The 17,137-nt window shown below is 61.0% G+C and carries 12 protein-coding genes; 10 read left to right on the top strand and 2 right to left on the bottom strand.

Annotation, left to right across the window (positions count from 1 at the left end; all coding sequences use genetic code 11):
• Nucleotides 1-136 precede the first annotated feature (136 nt).
• The 10 genes from ACR0MO_RS12010 to ACR0MO_RS11965 all read left to right on the top strand — a co-directional run bounded on the left by ACR0MO_RS12010 (nucleotide 137) and on the right by ACR0MO_RS11965 (nucleotide 13,045).
• Nucleotides 137-1,078 carry an ABC transporter substrate-binding protein gene (locus ACR0MO_RS12010; RefSeq protein ID WP_170453845.1) on the top strand — a complete coding sequence of 314 codons (942 nt, stop codon included), beginning with the start codon at nucleotides 137-139 and terminating at the stop codon, nucleotides 1,076-1,078.
• 76 nt (nucleotides 1,079-1,154) lie between these two features.
• Nucleotides 1,155-2,177, top strand: coding sequence for a quaternary amine ABC transporter ATP-binding protein (locus ACR0MO_RS12005; protein WP_480891450.1), 1,023 nt, complete (start codon nucleotides 1,155-1,157; stop codon nucleotides 2,175-2,177).
• Entirely contained in the window at nucleotides 2,174-4,165 is a 1,992-nt protein-coding gene (locus ACR0MO_RS12000) for an ABC transporter permease (RefSeq protein ID WP_480891448.1), read from the top strand. The genes ACR0MO_RS12005 and ACR0MO_RS12000 overlap by 4 nt, the downstream gene beginning before the upstream one ends.
• Before the next feature lies 1 nt (nucleotide 4,166).
• Nucleotides 4,167-5,048 carry a phosphotransferase gene (locus ACR0MO_RS11995; protein WP_480891446.1) on the top strand — a complete coding sequence of 294 codons (882 nt, stop codon included), beginning with the start codon at nucleotides 4,167-4,169 and terminating at the stop codon, nucleotides 5,046-5,048.
• Between the two features lie 8 nt (nucleotides 5,049-5,056).
• On the top strand, nucleotides 5,057-7,501 hold the full coding sequence (locus ACR0MO_RS11990; RefSeq protein WP_480891443.1) for a GcvT family protein: 2,445 nt from the start codon (nucleotides 5,057-5,059) through the stop codon (nucleotides 7,499-7,501).
• Nucleotides 7,502-7,528: 27 nt separating this feature from the next.
• Nucleotides 7,529-8,302 carry an inositol monophosphatase family protein gene (locus ACR0MO_RS11985; RefSeq protein WP_480891441.1) on the top strand — a complete coding sequence of 258 codons (774 nt, stop codon included), beginning with the start codon at nucleotides 7,529-7,531 and terminating at the stop codon, nucleotides 8,300-8,302.
• Between the two features lie 16 nt (nucleotides 8,303-8,318).
• Nucleotides 8,319-9,068, top strand: coding sequence for an N-formylglutamate amidohydrolase (locus ACR0MO_RS11980; protein WP_480891438.1), 750 nt, complete (start codon nucleotides 8,319-8,321; stop codon nucleotides 9,066-9,068).
• The gene (locus tag ACR0MO_RS11975; protein WP_480891435.1) at nucleotides 9,065-10,426 is read left to right on the top strand and encodes a glutamine synthetase family protein; all 1,362 of its coding nucleotides are present in this window, start codon (nucleotides 9,065-9,067) and stop codon (nucleotides 10,424-10,426) included. Before ACR0MO_RS11980 ends, ACR0MO_RS11975 begins: the two co-directional genes overlap by 4 nt.
• Nucleotides 10,427-10,520: 94 nt before the next feature.
• Nucleotides 10,521-11,903 carry an aldehyde dehydrogenase family protein gene (locus ACR0MO_RS11970; protein ID WP_480891432.1) on the top strand — a complete coding sequence of 461 codons (1,383 nt, stop codon included), beginning with the start codon at nucleotides 10,521-10,523 and terminating at the stop codon, nucleotides 11,901-11,903.
• Nucleotides 11,900-13,045 carry an iron-containing alcohol dehydrogenase gene (locus tag ACR0MO_RS11965; protein WP_480891430.1) on the top strand — a complete coding sequence of 382 codons (1,146 nt, stop codon included), beginning with the start codon at nucleotides 11,900-11,902 and terminating at the stop codon, nucleotides 13,043-13,045. Before ACR0MO_RS11970 ends, ACR0MO_RS11965 begins: the two co-directional genes overlap by 4 nt.
• 48 nt (nucleotides 13,046-13,093) lie before the next feature.
• On the opposite strand, the gene ACR0MO_RS11960 is transcribed toward ACR0MO_RS11965, so the two are convergent.
• Nucleotides 13,094-15,505 (bottom strand): DUF2309 domain-containing protein, encoded by a 2,412-nt coding sequence (locus ACR0MO_RS11960; RefSeq protein WP_170453829.1) that lies wholly within the window; start codon nucleotides 15,503-15,505, stop codon nucleotides 13,094-13,096.
• 14 nt (nucleotides 15,506-15,519) lie between these two features.
• Nucleotides 15,520-17,070, bottom strand: coding sequence for a proton-conducting transporter transmembrane domain-containing protein (locus ACR0MO_RS11955; protein ID WP_170453828.1), 1,551 nt, complete (start codon nucleotides 17,068-17,070; stop codon nucleotides 15,520-15,522).
• Between the last annotated feature and the right edge of the window lie 67 nt (nucleotides 17,071-17,137).

Raw genomic sequence — 17,137 nt, 5'->3', positions numbered from 1 at the left:
TTGCGCGGTTAGGTTTTAACTTGAGAGTAATTGTGTGGCTTAACGTGGTTTTTATTGACACAAAACCCCACAATGTGGTCGTCTTTCAATAATACCACCGATTCACAAAGAAAAACCACGACAGGGAGATGGTATAATGCAACTCAAACTGGGACTTAGCGTATTGGCTTTGGCGGTTGCGGGCGTGACCTCGGCGGGGGCTGTGGAATCCTCGGACCCGATCAAGCTGACGCTGCATGACTGGTCAGGGCAATTGATCAACACCAAGATCATGGGCTCGATCCTGCAAGAGGCAGGGTATAACGTCGAATATGTGCAGGCCGACTACATCGCCCAATTTGCGGGTCTGAAAACCGGCGATCTGCATCTGGCGATGGAGATCTGGGAAACCACCGGGCGCGAGGCGCTGGATGAGGCGACAGCCTCGGGCAATGTGGTCAATGTGGGCGAAACCGGGCTGATGGCGATCGAGGAATGGTGGTATCCGACTTACATGAAAGACCGCTGCCCTGGCCTGCCGAACTGGGAGGCGCTGAAAGACTGCGCCGAGGAATTTGCCACCGCCGAAACCGCGCCAAACGGGCGCTATGTAGGTGGTCCTGTTACCTGGGGCGGGTTCGACGAAGAGCGTGTCGAAGCGCTGGAGCTTGAGTTCGAGGTTGTCCACGCGGGCACCGATGCGGCCTTGTTTGCCGAATTGGAATCCGCCTATCAGCGCGAAGATCCAATCATGCTGTGGGTCTATGTCCCCCATTGGGCACCGGCAAAATATGATGGCGAATTCGTTGAATTCCCGCCGTTTTCCCCGGAATGCTACGCCGATCCGTCAGTCGGGGTGAATCCCGATCTGGCCTATGACTGCGGCAAGCCGCGCGGCCCGATCTGGAAGGCGGCCTGGTCCGGTTTGCAGGAAAAATGGCCGGGTGCGTATGACATCATCGAAGCCTACAGCATCAATAACGATGAGATGAGCGCGATGGTCGGCAAGGCAGATCTGGACGGTGTCGAGATTGATACCGTTGTTGCAGATTGGATGGGGGCCAATAAAGACCGCTGGTCTGGCTGGATCTCCAAGTAATCTGCATTGGCCTGAGCGGTCACCCTGTTCTCCCCAACCGCTCCGGCTTACCCGGCCTTTCAATCGGACGTCCCAGATGACCCCCAAGACCAAATTGTCCTGCCGTAACGTGTGGAAACTCTACGGTCCGAATGCGGATGCGCTGCTGCGGCAAAATCCAAACCCGTCGGCTGATGACATCCGCAAGGCGGGCGTGATCGGCGCGGTGCGAAACGCCAATATCGACATTGCCGAGGGTGAGATTTTCATCATCATGGGCCTGTCCGGCTCGGGCAAATCCACCTTGGTCCGCTGCCTGTCGCGGCTGATCGAACCCACGGGCGGAGAGGTTCTGTTTGACGATGCCGATCTGCTGCGCGCCAGCGACAAGGAACTGATCGAGATCCGCCGCCACAAGATGGGCATGGTGTTCCAGCATTTCGCCCTGCTGCCGCATCTGACCGTTTTGCAGAACGTGATGTTCCCGCTGACCATTCAGGCCACACCCAGGGCTGAGGCCGAGGTCAAAGCCCGCGAAGTGGTGGAACTGGTCGGGCTGAAAGGGCGCGAGGATTATTATCCGCGCGAGCTTTCGGGCGGTCAGCAGCAGCGCGTCGGCATCGCCCGCTCGCTGGTGACGGAACCGGATCTGTGGTTTCTGGACGAGCCGTTCTCGGCCCTCGATCCGCTGATCCGGCGCGAAATGCAGGATGAGTTTCTGCGCCTGCAGGAGCGGCTGCACAAAACCATCGTCTTCATAACTCACGACTTCGAAGAGGCCGTCCGTCTGGCCGACCGCATCGCTATCATGAAAGACGGAGAGGTGATCCAGATCGCCACCCCGGAAGAGTTGGTGATGCACCCGGCCACCGATTATGTGGCTGAATTTACGAAACATATACCCCGTTCGAAGGTTCTGACCGTTGGCGGCGTGATGACCCCCGGCGCGGATGGTCAGGGCGACCCGATCCCGCAATCTACCCGCGTCTCGGACGTGGCGGAACGGATCATCGCGGCCGATGCGCCGATCCCGGTTTCAGACGACACCGGCCAGATCGTCGGGGCCATCGACCGCAAGGCCGTGGCGCATGTGCTGTTCGGTGACGGGGACGCCGCATGATCCGCCTGAGCCGCAGCCAGATTACCATCCTGTCGCTCGTGCTGATCACGATCCTGCTGGGCTGGTTCGGCCGCGATCTGGGCAAGGCTCTGGATGCGCGCTGGCTGACCAAGTTCCCCTCGGCCTGGGTGATCCCGTTCAAGACCTATATCTCCTCGGCAATGACCTGGCTGATCGAGGATGCCGCGATTGGCCCGGTCTCGTTCACCGATGTCACCCGCGCCATCGCCTGGCTGATCGAGCAGCCCTATAATCTGGTGCTGGCCCTGCTGGCCGACGGATTTGTCAGCGGTCAGGGCAATGACGCGCAGGTCATCCTGCCCGCGATCAGCTGGATCGTGGTGATCACCGCCGTGATCGCATTGGGGCAGTATTGCCGCGATTGGGGGCTGGCGGCGCTGGTTGGGGCCTGTTTCATCTATCTGGCCGTCTTCGGGCAATGGGACAGCGCGATGGTGACGCTGGCCTCGGTCCTGATCGCCGTCCCCATTGGCGCGGGCGGAGGGTTGCTGCTGGGCATTCTCGCCTATCGCCACCCACTGTTCGAAAAGATCATCTCGCCCATTCTGGACCTGATGCAGACGATCCCGATCTTTGCCTATCTGGTGCCGATCCTGTTCATGTTCGGCTTTGGCCCGATCTCGGCGCTGGTGGCGACGATCATCTACGCCACCCCACCGATGGTGCGGATCACAACGCTGGCGCTGAAGGGCGTGGACCCCGAAATCCTCGATTTCAGCCGCATGGCGGGTACAACCCAACGGCAGTTGATGTGGCGCGTGCTGGTGCCCTCGGCCAGTCACAGCCTGATGGTGGGGGTCAATCAGGTGATCATGCTGACGCTGAATATGGTCATCATCGCCTCGATGATCGGGGCCGGAGGGCTGGGGTTCGACGTCCTCGCCGCGCTGCGCCGTCTGGATATCGGCGCGGGGTTCGAGGCGGGTATCGCCATCGTGGTGCTGGCCATCGCTGTGGATCGGCTGAGTCAGGCCTTTGCCGAGCGTATGGGTCAGGTGCATCATGAAGTTCCCGGCTCGTGGGTGGCACGACATCGCCGCACGGTTCTGGTGCTGATCCTGCTGGTGCTGACATGGGTGCTGGGCCAGTTCTCGCCCCTGCTGCTGGAATATCCCGAAGGCCAGACCATCACGACGGGCGCGTTCTGGGACAACACGGTGGAATATCTGAACGTCAACTATTTCGACACGTTCGAGGCGATCAAGGTCTTTTTCCTGACGTGGTTCATGATCCCGATCAAGACGGTGCTGCTGGGCATCCCATGGCCATGGGCGATTGCGATGCTGACCCTGCTGGGCTGGCACGCGGGCGGCTGGCGGCTGGCGCTGCTGTGTGGCGGTATGGCCTCGCTGATCCTTGTATCGGGTCTGTGGTCCAAGGCGATGGTCACGGTCTATCTGTGCGGCGCGTCGGTGATTTTGGCGACGCTGATCGGGGTGCCTCTGGGCGTGCTGGCGGCGTTGAACAAACGGGCCGGGACGGTCATCAACCTGCTGATCGACACGCTGCAAACCCTGCCCAGCTTTGTCTACCTGATCCCCGTGGTGATGCTGTTCCGGGTCGGCGATTTCACCGCCCTGATCGCCATCGTCCTTTACGCGTTGGCGCCAGCGGTGCGCTATGCCGCGCACGGGGTACGGTCGGTCAGCGAAGAACTGATCGAGGCCGGTCTGGTCTCGGGCTGCACCCGCGCGCAACTGCTGCGCCATATCCGTCTGCCGATGGCGTTGCCGGAAATCCTGCTGGGCATCAACCAAACCATCATGCTGGCGCTGTCGATGCTGGTGATCACCGCCCTCGTCGGCACCCGCGATCTAGGGCAAGAGGTCTATATCGCCCTGACCAAGGCCGACACCGGTCGGGGTCTGGTGGCCGGTCTGTCGATTGCCTTCATCGCCATCATCGCCGACCGGCTGATCAACGCCAGCGCCCGTCAGGCCCGCATCCGCTTTGGACTGGAGAATTGACATGAGCCAATCCGATCTGATGACCCGCATCCATGCTCTGCCGATCTGGCAGGGTGAGATCGAGGCCACTCCGCTGACCGGCGGCATCACCAATGTGAACTACAAGGTTACGGATACCAGCGGGTCCTATGTTGTGCGTGTCGGCGACGATATCCCACTGCATCAGGTCATGCGCTTCAACGAGATGGCCGCCACCAAGGCCGCCCACGCCGCAGGTCTTTCGCCTGCGGTGGTCCATGCCTCGGGCGATCTAACGGTGTTGGAGTTCATCGCAAGCCGCACCCTAACGGAAGAGGATGTGTGCCACCCCGACATGCTGCCCCGTGTGCTGGATCTGGTAAAGCGATGCCATATCGAGGTGCCCAAATACCTGCGCGGCCCGTCTCTGGTATTCTGGGTGTTCCACGTCATCCGCGATTATGCCGCGACGCTGACCGAACGCGGCAGCACCCATGCGGCCGTGATCCCGGAACTGGTGCAAACCGGGAACGGGCTTGAAACCGAGGCCGGGCCATATGACATGGTCTTTGGCCATAACGATCTGCTCTGCGGCAACTTTCTGGACGATGGCACCCGCCTGTGGCTGATCGATTTCGACTATGCCGGGTTCAACTCGCCGCTGTTTGATCTGGGAGGGCTGGCCTCGAACAACGGGCTTTCCCCCGAACAGGAGGACTGGATGCTGGAAGCCTATTTCCTGACCCCTGTCACCGACGACCTGCGCCACCGCTATACGGCGATGAAATGCGCCTCGCTGCTGCGCGAAACGATGTGGAGCATGGTGTCCGAGATCACCTCGGATATCGACTTTGACTATGCGGCCTACACGGCTGAAAACCTCGCGCGGTTCCGCGCGGCCCTGCTTGATTTCAAAAATACCTGAGGACAGACATGACCGACCTTCCGAAAACAGCCAAAGCCGTCATTATCGGCGGCGGGATCATCGGCTGCTCGACCGCGTATCACCTGGCCAAGCTGGGCTGGACCGACACGGTGCTGCTGGAACGCAAGAAACTGACCTCGGGCACCACCTTCCACGCCGCCGGGCTGGTGGGGCAATTGCGCTCGAACGCGAATATCACGCAATTGCTGGGCTATTCGGTCGATTTGTATAACAAGATCGAAGAGGAAACCGGCCTTGGGACGGGCTGGAAAATGAACGGCGGGTTGCGGCTGGCCTGTAACGAGGAACGCTGGACCGAGGTCAAACGACAGGCCACCACCGCGCATTCCTTTGGTCTGGACATGCAGCTTCTGACGCCATCCGAGGCGCAGGAACTGTGGCCGCTGATGGATGTCTCGGACGTGATCGGCGCGGCTTATTTGCCGACGGATGGTCAGGCGAACCCCTCGGACATCACGCAAGCACTGGCCAAGGGCGCGCGCATGGCCGGGGCGAAGATTTTCGAGGACACCAAGGTCACCGATATCGAGATCGAGGACGACAAGATCCGCGCCGTGATCACCGAACATGGCCGCATCGAATGCGAAAAGGTGATCTGCTGTGCCGGTCAGTGGACCCGCACCTTTGCCGGGCGCTTTGGAGTCAACGTTCCGCTGGTGCCGATGGAACATCAGTATATGGTCACCGAACCGTTTGACGTGCCCGGTAACCTGCCGACCCTGCGCGACCCCGACCGGCTGACCTATTACAAGGAAGAAGTAGGCGGGCTGGTCATGGGCGGGTACGAGCCGAACCCGATCCCTTGGGCCACCAAGGGCATTCCGCAAGGCTTCCACTACACGCTTCTGGACAGCAATTTCGACCATTTCGAACAGTTGATGGAACTGGCGCTGGGTCGTGTGCCTGCTTTGGAAAACGCAGGCGTCAAAACGCTGACCAACGGTCCCGAGAGCTTTACGCCCGATGGCAATTTCATCATCGGCGAAGCGCCCGAATTGAACAATTTCTTCGTTGGCGCGGGTTTCAACGCCTTTGGCATCGCCGCTGGCGGCGGCGCGGGCATGGCGCTGGCGGAATGGGTGCATAAGGGCGAGCCGCCCTTTGACCTGTGGTCCGCCGATATCCGCCGCTTTGGCCGCCCGCATTTCGATACTGACTGGGTTCGCACCCGCACGATTGAGGCATACGGCAAGCACTACACGATGGGTTGGCCGCATGAGGAGCATGACTCGGGCCGCCCTTGTCGCAAGTCGCCGCTCTATGACACGCTGAAATCGCAGGGCGCGTGTTTTGGCGAGAAACTGGGCTGGGAACGCCCGAACTGGTACGCGGATTCCTCGCTGGGTGAAATACCCAAGGACGAATACAGTTTTGGCCGCCAGAACTGGTTCAACGCCGTGGGCCGGGAACACAAGGCAGCGCGTGAGGCGGCGGTGCTGTTCGACCAGACCTCATTTGCCAAATTTGCCCTGAAAGGCCCGGATGCGCTGGCGGCGATGAGCTGGATCTGCGCCAATGACGTGGACAAACCCGTGGGTGCGCTGACTTACACTCAGATGCTGAACGACAAGGGCGGGATCGAATGTGACCTGACCGTGGGCCGCGTCGCGCATGATGAGTTCTACATCGTCACCGGCACCGGCTTTGCCACCCATGATTTCGACTGGATCAGCCGCAATATCCCCAAAGGCATGAATTGCCAGCTGTTCGACATCACCTCATCCAACGCCGTGCTGTCGCTGATGGGACCAAAGGCGCGGGATATACTGGCGGCGGTGACGCGCGATGATGTCTCGAATGACGGGTTCAAATTCGGCACGATCCGCACCATCGGCATCGCCGGTTGCCCGGTCAAAGCCCTGCGCGTGACCTATGTGGGCGAATTGGGGTGGGAATTGCACCTGCCGGTGGAATACGCCCAGACGGTATACGCCGCGCTGATGCAGGCGGGTCAGCCCAATGGTCTGGTCAACGCAGGCTACCGCGCCATTGAATCGCTGCGGCTTGAAAAAGGCTATCGCGCCTGGGGGGCAGAGATCGGGCCGGATCATACCCCATTCGAAAGCGGGTTGGGCTGGGCCGTGAAGCTGCGCAAGGATATCGACTTCAAAGGCCGCGCGGCGTCTGAAAAACAAAAGGCCGAAGGCGTCAAAAAGATGCTGGCCTGTTTCACCGTCGACCCGGATGTAGTTCTGCTGGGCCGCGAGACGATCTATCGGGATGGCAAACGCGTCGGTTGGCTGACCTCGGGCGGCTATGGCTACACGGTGGGTAAATCCATCGGCTACGGCTATGTCCGCAATCCGGACGGGGTTGATGCGGAGTTTGTCACTTCTGGCACGTATGAGCTTGAGGTTGCGACCCGGCGCGTGCCGTGTCAGGTCTCGCTACAGCCGCTTTACGATCCGAAAATGGAGCGGATCAAGGCGTGACCCGAATGCAGTCAAAAGGAACCTGACATGCTGGATGCCATGGCGCTTGAAGACCACGCAAAGGCGATCTCGGATATCGCATCGCAGGCGGCGATGCGGTACTTCCGGGGCGCGCTGGGGGTGGAATTCAAACAGGATGAAAGCCCTGTTACCCAGGCCGATCGGGGCGTGGAAGCCGAGGTGCGGGCCTATCTGCGCCAGCACTTCCCGGATCACGGCATATTCGGTGAAGAACACGGCAAGGAAGACGGTGACGGGCGGCATCTGTGGGTGATTGACCCGATTGACGGCACGCGTTCGTTCCTGTCCGGGCATCCCCTGTTCGGGTTCCTGCTGGCGCATCTTGTCGATGGTCAGCCGCATCTTGGCATCGTCGGTATGCCTGCGATGAATGAAACCTTTGTGGGCGCGCGTGGCAGCGGGGCCACGCTGAACGATCGGGCCATTCAGACCTCGGACGTGACACGTCTGGAACAGGCGATCCTGTATGTGAATGAGGGCGACAAGATATATCGCGATCAACCGTCGGTCTTCGACCGTCTGATGCGGGCCGGGCAGACCCGCCGCTTTGCGTATGATTGCTACCCTCATGCGCTGCTGGCTGCGGGGCATGTGGATGCAGTGGTGGATTATGAGCTTCAACCCTATGATTACCTTGCACTCTGCCCGCTGATCGAGGCGGCAGGCGGGGTGATGACCGATTGGAAGGGGCAGGCCCTGACCATGCAATCCGACGTGGCGGTTGTTTCAGCCGCAACCCCCGAATTGCACGCCGAGCTTTTGAGCCTGCTGAACGCCTAACCGATGGAGCCGAGAATTGAAAAGCCGCCCTACTGTTGAGATCATTAACCCCGATGGGGCGGGGCGCGTGGTGTTGCTGTGCGAACATGCCAGCGCGTTTATCCCACCTTATTACGAAGGGTTGGGACTGGCCGAGGCGGATCGCGAAAGTCACGCTGCCTGGGATCCCGGTGCGCGCGACCTGACAATGCGTTTATCGCAGGCACTGGATGTGCCCGCTGTGGCCTCGACCGTGTCGAGGCTGGTCTATGACTGCAACCGCCCGCCTGAAGCCGCCAGTGCCATGCCGGTGAAATCCGAGCTGATCGAGGTGCCGGGCAATGTTGCTCTGAGCCCCGAACAGCGCAGGCTGCGCACGACAACCGTGTATGATCCGTTCTGCAACGCCGTCGCGCGGGTTCTGGGCGCGCGCGGGCCTGATACGGTGCTGGTTACGGTCCATTCATTTACGCCCATCTATTTCGGCCAACCCCGCGCCGTCGAAATCGGCTTGCTGCATGATGAGGACAGCCGTCTGGTCGATCTGATGCTGGATCACGTGGATCAGGTCTCGAGCCGCCGGATCGAGCGGAACGAGCCCTATGGGCCGTTGGACGGCGTGACCCATTCCCTGCGCCTGCACGCGATCAGCCGGGGACTGGCGAATGTCATGATCGAAGTGCGCAACGATCTGTTGCGTTCGGATCAACAGGTTGCCACGGTGGCGGATGAAATACTGGCGCTGCTCAGACCCGCCATTCAGGAACTCAGGGAGGACGCATCTTGACCGCAACACTTACCTTCGAACATCTCAAGACGCAGGTCGCTGCAGGCGAAGTGGATACGGTTCTGGTCTGCATGGTCGATATGCAGGGCCGACTGATGGGCAAGCGGTTCCATGCGGGCCACTTTGTTGCGGGCGCGTGGGAAGAGACCCATTGCTGCAATTACCTGCTGGCGACCGATCTTGAGATGGGCACACCGGACGGCTACGCCTCGACCAGTTGGGAGCGGGGCTATGGCGATTATGTCATGAAGCCGGACCTGAGCACGCTGCGCCCGGTGCCGTGGCTTGAGGGCACCGCAATGGTTATGTGCGATGTGCTGGATCATCATACGCATGAAGAGGTGCCGCACGCGCCGCGTTCGATCCTGAAGAAACAGGTGAACCGCCTGAAAGCCATGGGCTATGAGGCGATGTGCGCGACCGAACTGGAGTTTTTCCTGTTCGAAAAGAGTTTTGACCAGATCCGCAAGGAAGGTTTCCGCGATCTGGAGCCGATCTCGGGCTATAACGAAGATTACCACATCCTTCAGACCACCAAGGAAGAGCATGTGATGCGCCCGATCCGCAACCATTTGTGGGATGCAGGCATTCCAGTCGAGAACTCGAAAGGTGAGGCCGAGACCGGGCAGGAAGAGTTGAACATCAAATACGCACCGGCGATGGCGACAGCGGAATATCACTCGATTGCCAAAAATGCAGTGAAAGAGATCGCGTGGCAGCATGGGCACGCAGCGACCTTCCTGCCGAAATGGCATCATGAAAAGGTGGGCAGTTCTTCGCATGTGCATCAGTCGCTGTGGAAGGATGGGCAGCCTGCGTTTTATGACCAGTCGGATGCCTTGGGTATGTCGGCGCTGATGAAAAGCTACATGGCGGGTCTTTTGAAATACGCCGCCGATTACACTTATTTCATGGCGCCTTACATCAACAGCTACAAGCGGTTCATGAAGGGGAGCTTTGCGCCGACGCGGATCATCTGGTCGGTGGACAACCGCACCGCCGGGTTCCGCCTGTGCGGCGATGGCACCAAGGCGGTGCGGGTGGAGTGCCGGATACCGGGCTCGGACATGAACCCCTATCTGGCGATGGCCGGGATGCTGGCCGCCGGGATTGCAGGGATCGAGGAAGGTTTGGAGTTACAGTCGCCTGCCGCAGGTGACGTCTATCAGGGCGATACGGGCATGATCCCGGGCAACCTGCGCGCGGCGCGGGATGCGTTGCATGGGTCGGCCATGTTGCGGGCTGCCATGGGGGATGAGGTGGTGGATCACTATGCGCGCGCGGCTGAGGTTGAGATCGAAGAGTTCGAGCGTGTGGTGACCGATTGGGAAATTGCGCGCGGGTTTGAGCGGGCGTAAAGGGCAGGAGCGAGGGGCCAGCCCCTCGCGCTCCCCGAGGTATTTTTGAACAGAAGAAGCAGGGGACCCTGCGTTTCTGGTAGATGGAGTGGATATGGGGCAGATGTTGCGATGTGTCTCGCCGATTGATGGGTCGGTTTTTGCGGAACGCGAGGTGCTGTCGCCGGAGGCGGCGTTTGAGGTTGCTGGCCGGGCACGGGCGGCGCAGGCTGGCTGGGCTGCGCGACCGTTGCAGGAGCGGATTGATTTGGTGATGGCAGGCGTGGCCGCTGTGGGCGAGATGAATGATGAGATCGTACCTGAGCTTGCGCATATGATGGGCCGACCGGTGCGCTATGGCGGTGAGTTTGGCGGGTTCAACGAACGTGCGAGCCATATGGCCGAGATCGCTGAAGGCGCGCTGGCGGATATCGCGGTGGGCGAGGATGAGACGTTCAGGCGGTATATCAAGCGCATTCCGCATGGGGTGGTGTTTGTGGTGGCGCCCTGGAACTACCCTTACATGACCGCGATCAACACGGTCGCTCCGGCGTTGATCGCAGGCAATACGGTGATCCTGAAACATGCGACGCAGACCCTGTTGGTGGGTGAGCGCATGGCGCGGGCCTTCCATGCGGCGGGTGTGCCCGAGGATGTGTTCCAGAACGTGTTTCTGAGCCATGACGTGACCAATGATCTGATCTCAGGCAATGCGTTTGATTTTGTGAACTTCACCGGCTCGGTCGGTGGCGGTCAGGCGATGGAGCGCGCGGCGGCGGGGACATTCACCGGCGTCGGGACAGAACTGGGCGGCAAGGACCCCGGCTATGTCATGGAGGATGCCGATCTGGATGCGGCGGTCGATACACTGATTGACGGGGCGATGTTCAATTCGGGCCAGTGCTGTTGCGGGATCGAGCGGATTTACGTGCATGAGAGTCTTTATGATGATTTTGTCGCCAAGGCGGTTGAGATCGTAAAGGGCTGTAAGCTGGGCAATCCGCTGGACAGCGAGACCGCTCTGGGTCCGATGGCCAATGTGCGCTTTGCCGATGAAGTGCGGGAGCAGATTGCCGAGGCCGTGGCCGATGGCGCTGTGGCCCATATTGACACTTTCGCCGAAGATGATGGCGGGGCCTATCTGAGCCCTCAGATCCTGACCAATGTGACCCACGATATGCGGGTGATGCGGGATGAAAGCTTTGGTCCCGTGGTGGGCATCATGAAAGTGTCCGGCGACGAAGAAGCGATCGCGCTGATGAATGACAGTGAGTTCGGCCTGACCGCCAGCCTCTGGACCCGCGACGTGGATCGCGCGGCGCGGGTAGGGGACCAGATCGAGACTGGTACCGTGTTCATGAACCGGGCCGATTATCTGGATCCCGGCCTGTGCTGGACCGGCTGCAAGAATACCGGGCGGGGCGGTGGCCTTTCGGTTATCGGCTATCACAACCTGACCCGCCCCAAATCCTACCATCTGAAGAAGGTGACATCATGAGCCTTGTTGGAAACTGGTCCTACCCGACCGCGATAAAATTCGGTGCTGGCCGCATCCGGGAATTGCCCGAGGCCTGCGCGGCGGCCGGGATGAAGCGCCCTCTGCTGGTCACCGACAAGGGGTTGGCAGATCTGCCGATTATCGTCGCAACGCTGGATATCATGGAGGCCGCCGGTCTGGGGCGCGGGTTGTTTGCGGATGTGGATCCGAACCCAAATGAAAAGAACCTTGATGCGGGGGTCGCGGCCTATAACGCGGGCGGCCATGACGGGGTGATTGCGTTCGGCGGCGGCTCGGGGCTGGATCTGGGCAAGATGGTGGCCTTCATGGCCGGTCAGACGCGGCCCGTCTGGGATTTCGAAGATATTGGCGACTGGTGGGCCCGCGCCAATGCCGACGTGATTGCGCCGATCATTGCGGTACCGACCACCGCCGGAACCGGGTCCGAAGTGGGCCGCGCCAGCGTCATCACCAATTCCGAAACCCATTTGAAGAAGATCATCTTCCACCCCAAAGTGCTGCCCACGGTGGTGATCTGCGACCCGGAACTGACCGTGGGGATGCCCAAGTTCATCACAGCAGGCACCGGTCTGGATGCCTTTGCCCATTGTGTCGAGGCCTATTCCAGCCCGCACTACCACCCGATGTCTCAGGGTATCGCGCTAGAGGGTATGCGGCTGGTCAAGGACTACTTGCCGCGTGCCTATGCCGATGGAACCGATATCGAAGCCCGCGCCCAGATGATGAGTGCGGCAGCCATGGGCGCGACCGCATTTCAGAAGGGTCTGGGTGCGATTCACGCCATGAGTCACCCGATCGGCGCGCATTTCAACACCCATCACGGGACCACCAACGCCGTCTGCATGCCCAGCGTTCTGGAGTTCAATGCCCCTGCCATTGCTGACCGGTTCCAGTCGGCTGCAGCCTATCTGGGCATCGAAGGCGGGTTCGACGGGTTCAGGGACTTTGTGCAGGAATTCAACGACTCGCTCGGCATCCCACGCACGTTGTCCGAACTGGGTGTGACCGAGGCGGCGATCCCGGAACTGGTCGAAGGTGCGATCATTGATCCGTCCTGTGGCGGCAATCCGATCAAACTGACCAGGGAAAACCTGACCCAGCTTTTTAAAGCGGCGCTGTAAAGCACAAGGCCCGGCGGGGAAACACGCCGGGCCTTTCATGCGATGCGGTTATTCCGCTGCGATGGCGTTTTCGCTGATCTCGGACTTCACCATAGGGACCCATTCAAGGTCTTTCGTGTAGCGCCAGGCAAGATCGCCGTTTTCGTCCATGGCGATCAGGTGCAGCCAGCGGTTGTCGAACAGCTCTTTGACGCTTTGATGGCGTCTCAGGATGTCGTTCATTGCTTCACGCGGGGCTTCGATGACCACCGACAGGCGCAGCGGGTCGTGCTGATAGGTTTCGCCATCATGCACCGATTGCCAAGGCAGGCCGGGGCGCAGCGCACCGCCATTGCCTTCGACCACGCCGATGCCTCCTACCACGTTGTGCAGCAGCTTGTTGCCGCCGCCGAACAGGGTCGGCGCAACGGTCGAGCCATAATATTGCAGGCTGATCCAGCTTGCGACCACGACCGGGGCGGTCATGATCAGTTCCAACACGCCAAACCCGGTATCGTCCCGCCAGTCATAGCTGTGCAGGAAGGTTTGACCTGACAGGCCGGTTCCATCCGTCCGGGACCGGGGTGCGGCGATGAAGGCCCGGCATCCGGCCAGACCCCATTCGGGGCGCAACTCGGCCCAGTCTGTGGCGCGGCGGGCGATATCGCGGGCCCCTCGGGCCCGAGGCAGACGTGTTGAGCGTTCGGTTCGGGCTAGCCGCCCTGCCGATTGCAGCCACATCTTCAGTTGCGCGATATTCTGCGCCCATTGGCCGGTCGACTGGTCCTGATCGAACAGTGTCACCTCATCCGTTGTCGTGTGGTGCATGGCGGCCAGGAACAGCGTGTCCCTGGGGATGTCGATCCCTTCTTCGCGCAGCCCGTTGCGCACGGCTGGATCGTTCAAAAGACCTGCCAGAAGGCGGGCGCTGACATCTCCGGCATGGCCGCCGCACGCGCCGCATTGCAAAGCGCTTTCATGCGGGTTGTTGGTCACATCCGCGCCATGACCGGCCAGCATGACGATGTGGCCAAAGTTGCTGGTCAGGGACATGGCACCAAGGATGGCTTTTGCCGATGCGATCCGTGTGGGCAGGTCAATTGATGGATCCAGCTTGGGTGCAGGATCGAACGTAGCCCCTCCATGCCCTTTCCCCAGCGCATCCCGCAGCAGCTTTCCGGCATAGACCGGCCCCGTCGCCTCGACAAAGGCAAAAGAGGACACCGCGGCCAGCTTAAACCGGCCCCAGGCGCGCTTGGCCCGCGCAGAGTAGCGGCGGTTGAGGTCTGCCTGCGTATCCTCAGCCGCATGCGAGCGGACACCGGGGTTCAGCAGCACGGGACCCCGCAGTTCGGTGACATCCGAACCCGCCGCCTTGTGGGCGCTGGCGAGGCCGAAGAAGCCTGCGAAACCGAGGGTTTCGATCCCTTCGCCCTGCGCTTCCAGTGCGCGGCGAAAGACCTCTGACCGGACGTCGATGCAGAACGCGGCCTGAACCATCGGGCGGCCCGCGAACTTGCGCGGCTGCCGCTTGGCAAGCGACTGTCCCAGCTGGCGTTGTTGCGCGCGTTCAGCGGCATCCTGCAGCACCGCGTCGATCACCATATCGCGGGATGGTGTAACCGGAGTTTCATGTTGCGCGACGGTCTCGGCCCAGCGTTCGGCAATCTGATCGCGATAAAGGTCGAACAGCGCCTCTTCAAACACCATGCGGATGGCCAGCAACTCGGTCGTGGTTGTGTCGGTCTTGCCTTCAAGTTCAGCCTGCCACAGCAGATAGCGCGCATATTGCGCCCATCCGCCCAGCGTCATCAGCCAGCGGTGGAAGGCGGTTCCAGCGGCCTTGGGCGTCACCCCCAGCGCCTCGGACGCCCGGCCAATCGCCCGCCATTGCGAGCGGTTGGTACCGGCAACAAAAGCGCCAAAGCCTTTCAGGCCGTGTATCTCGAGCGTCAGATCACGTGTGGCAAATTCACGCCAGGCAATATGGGCCCCGCCGGTGCGGTTGGCCTGCCACAGCGCCTGACCCTGATCAAAGTGGCTGGCGGCCCAGGCTCCGATCCGTTCGTCAATCAGGCCGGGCCAGTCGATCCCCGAAACTTCTGCGGCCAGATCAGCGACAGTGGGCAGAGGTGCGGGATGGGCCGCCTGGGTTTCAAGCGCTGCTGCCAAATCCTCTGGCGACGGTGTGTCAAACGGGCTGTCGATATGGGCCAGTGCTTCAAGCAGATCACCCTCGGTGATCTCTCCGGCGTTCAACTTTTCTGCAAACGCCGTGCGATCCGGCATGATCCGCGTTCCCGCAACCCGGCCAAGCCGGGCCGCGGTTACGGCCAAAGGCTCGTTGGTTTGCCCAAGAAACGGGTTCACCGCGACATTCGAGGACAAGGGAAACAGAGGCGGGATCTGACGGGCCGCGTCATTGGCCAGTGCGACCAGTTCCAAAAGGGCTGCGGGATAGCTTTCGTGCTTCATATACATCTTGGGAACCCCTCTTACACAGTCTGCCGCTTGGACCATCCGTCCAACAGCCGGTCAAAGATTGCATTGGCATAAAGCCCGTTCGACAAATGCACCCGGATGCCCGCCGCAGCAGGATGCGAGGCCCAAAGCGGGAAGGTGGATTGCGCCAGCGCGACCGCGCCAAAGCTGATCAGGGCGAGGATGATCAGCGCCCATTCCAACGGTCCCGGAACCGGGGTCGCGGGCAGGGTACCTGCGGTCAGTTTTTGCGCGATGATTTGCAGCACGAAGTAGCTGACCGAGGTGACGCTGGCGTAGATCACCGTGCGACGGGTCAGTGCTCCGGGCGCTGCATCTGCAAAACCCTGCGCCAGCAGGTAAGCGACACCGAAGATCAGGATGACGCCAAGTGCAATGGCCTGGACCGACTTGCCGTCGATGCCAAACACCGCCGCCACGATGCCGTAGATCAGGATGCCCGTGGCAAAGGCCAGCACCACATTCCGTGCGCTTGGCACCGCAACCGGGCCGGGGCGGCGAATTGCGGCCACGTTCCGCACGGCCTCACCCGCGCTGAGAAAGGCGTGCGCCTTGTACAGTGAGTGCGCCACGATATGCAGCAGGGCCAGCGGGAACAGCGCCAGACCGCACTGCATGATCATGAAGGCCATCTGCGCGATGGTGGACCACGCCAGCGAGGTTTTCACAGCCGGTTGCGTCAGCATGACCAACCCGCCGAACAGCGCGGTGAACCCGCCCAGCATAACCAGCATTGCCATGATCCCCGGGGCGACCAGCATGACGTCCGCGAAGCGGATCAGCAGGAAGCCACCGGCATTGATGACACCTGCATGCAACAGGGCGGATACCGGGGTCGGGGCCTCCATTACTTCGGTCAGCCAGCCATGGATCGGGAACTGGGCCGAGGCCATGACCGCAGCCAACGCGATCAGCAAGGCCGCGACGATGGTCAGGGCGTTTCCTTGGGCCGAAGACAGGATCGTCGCAATGTCAGTGGTGCCGTAGCTGGCAAGCAGCAGTACGACCGCAACGGCCAGCGCGCCTTCGCTGATCCGCGCCACCACGGCCTTTTTACGAGCAGCACGTCGAGCGGTGGTGCGTTCTGGATAAAACAAAAGCAACTGGTGCAACATCAGGCTGGTCGCGATCCAAGCCGCCAACAGTTGGACCAGATTGCCCGACATCACCAACAGCAGGACAGCCGCGAGCGTGGCAGACATCCAGCCGGTGAACGCACCTTGCCGTGCTTCACCGTCCATATAAGTGGCTGAGTAACGCAACACGATCCAGCCGATAAAGCTGACCAGCACCAGCATGATGGCGCTGACTGCATCCAGTCGCACTGATAACCCCAGGCCCAAAAAGCCAATCAGCGGCGATGTGCCGGAACCCTGCGTCACCAGCAGCAGCGCCGAGATAGCAGCCACCGCAAAGGCGGCCAGGGCGGCCCATTCGGACAGTTTCGCGACATTGCCCGGCCGCAACCCCGGATGGCGACTGGCGTAATACGCCGATGCCAGCAGAATCAGCGGGCTTAACAATGGAAGAAACAGATGAAGCATTTTGCGCGTCCCTTTTGGTCATGGGCTGACTCGGCCCGTTTCGCAGGACATATTGCGCGTGCAGCCC

The organism is Ruegeria sp. K5, assembly GCF_056531805.1.
This window is presented reverse-complemented; position numbering and strand designations above follow the sequence as displayed.

Excerpts from the sequence above, each read along its gene's own strand:
- ACR0MO_RS11970 (WP_480891432.1), top strand. The coding sequence starts at position 10,521 with ATGGGGCAGATGTTGCGATGTGTCTCGCCGATTGATGGGTCGGTTTTT.
- ACR0MO_RS11955 (WP_170453828.1), bottom strand. The coding sequence starts at position 17,070 with ATGCTTCATCTGTTTCTTCCATTGTTAAGCCCGCTGATTCTGCTGGCA.
- ACR0MO_RS11960 (WP_170453829.1), bottom strand. The coding sequence starts at position 15,505 with ATGTATATGAAGCACGAAAGCTATCCCGCAGCCCTTTTGGAACTGGTC.
- ACR0MO_RS11965 (WP_480891430.1), top strand. The coding sequence starts at position 11,900 with ATGAGCCTTGTTGGAAACTGGTCCTACCCGACCGCGATAAAATTCGGT.
- ACR0MO_RS11990 (WP_480891443.1), top strand. The coding sequence starts at position 5,057 with ATGACCGACCTTCCGAAAACAGCCAAAGCCGTCATTATCGGCGGCGGG.
- ACR0MO_RS12010 (WP_170453845.1), top strand. The coding sequence starts at position 137 with ATGCAACTCAAACTGGGACTTAGCGTATTGGCTTTGGCGGTTGCGGGC.
- ACR0MO_RS12000 (WP_480891448.1), top strand. The coding sequence starts at position 2,174 with ATGATCCGCCTGAGCCGCAGCCAGATTACCATCCTGTCGCTCGTGCTG.
- ACR0MO_RS11995 (WP_480891446.1), top strand. The coding sequence starts at position 4,167 with ATGAGCCAATCCGATCTGATGACCCGCATCCATGCTCTGCCGATCTGG.
- ACR0MO_RS12005 (WP_480891450.1), top strand. The coding sequence starts at position 1,155 with ATGACCCCCAAGACCAAATTGTCCTGCCGTAACGTGTGGAAACTCTAC.
- ACR0MO_RS11985 (WP_480891441.1), top strand. The coding sequence starts at position 7,529 with ATGCTGGATGCCATGGCGCTTGAAGACCACGCAAAGGCGATCTCGGAT.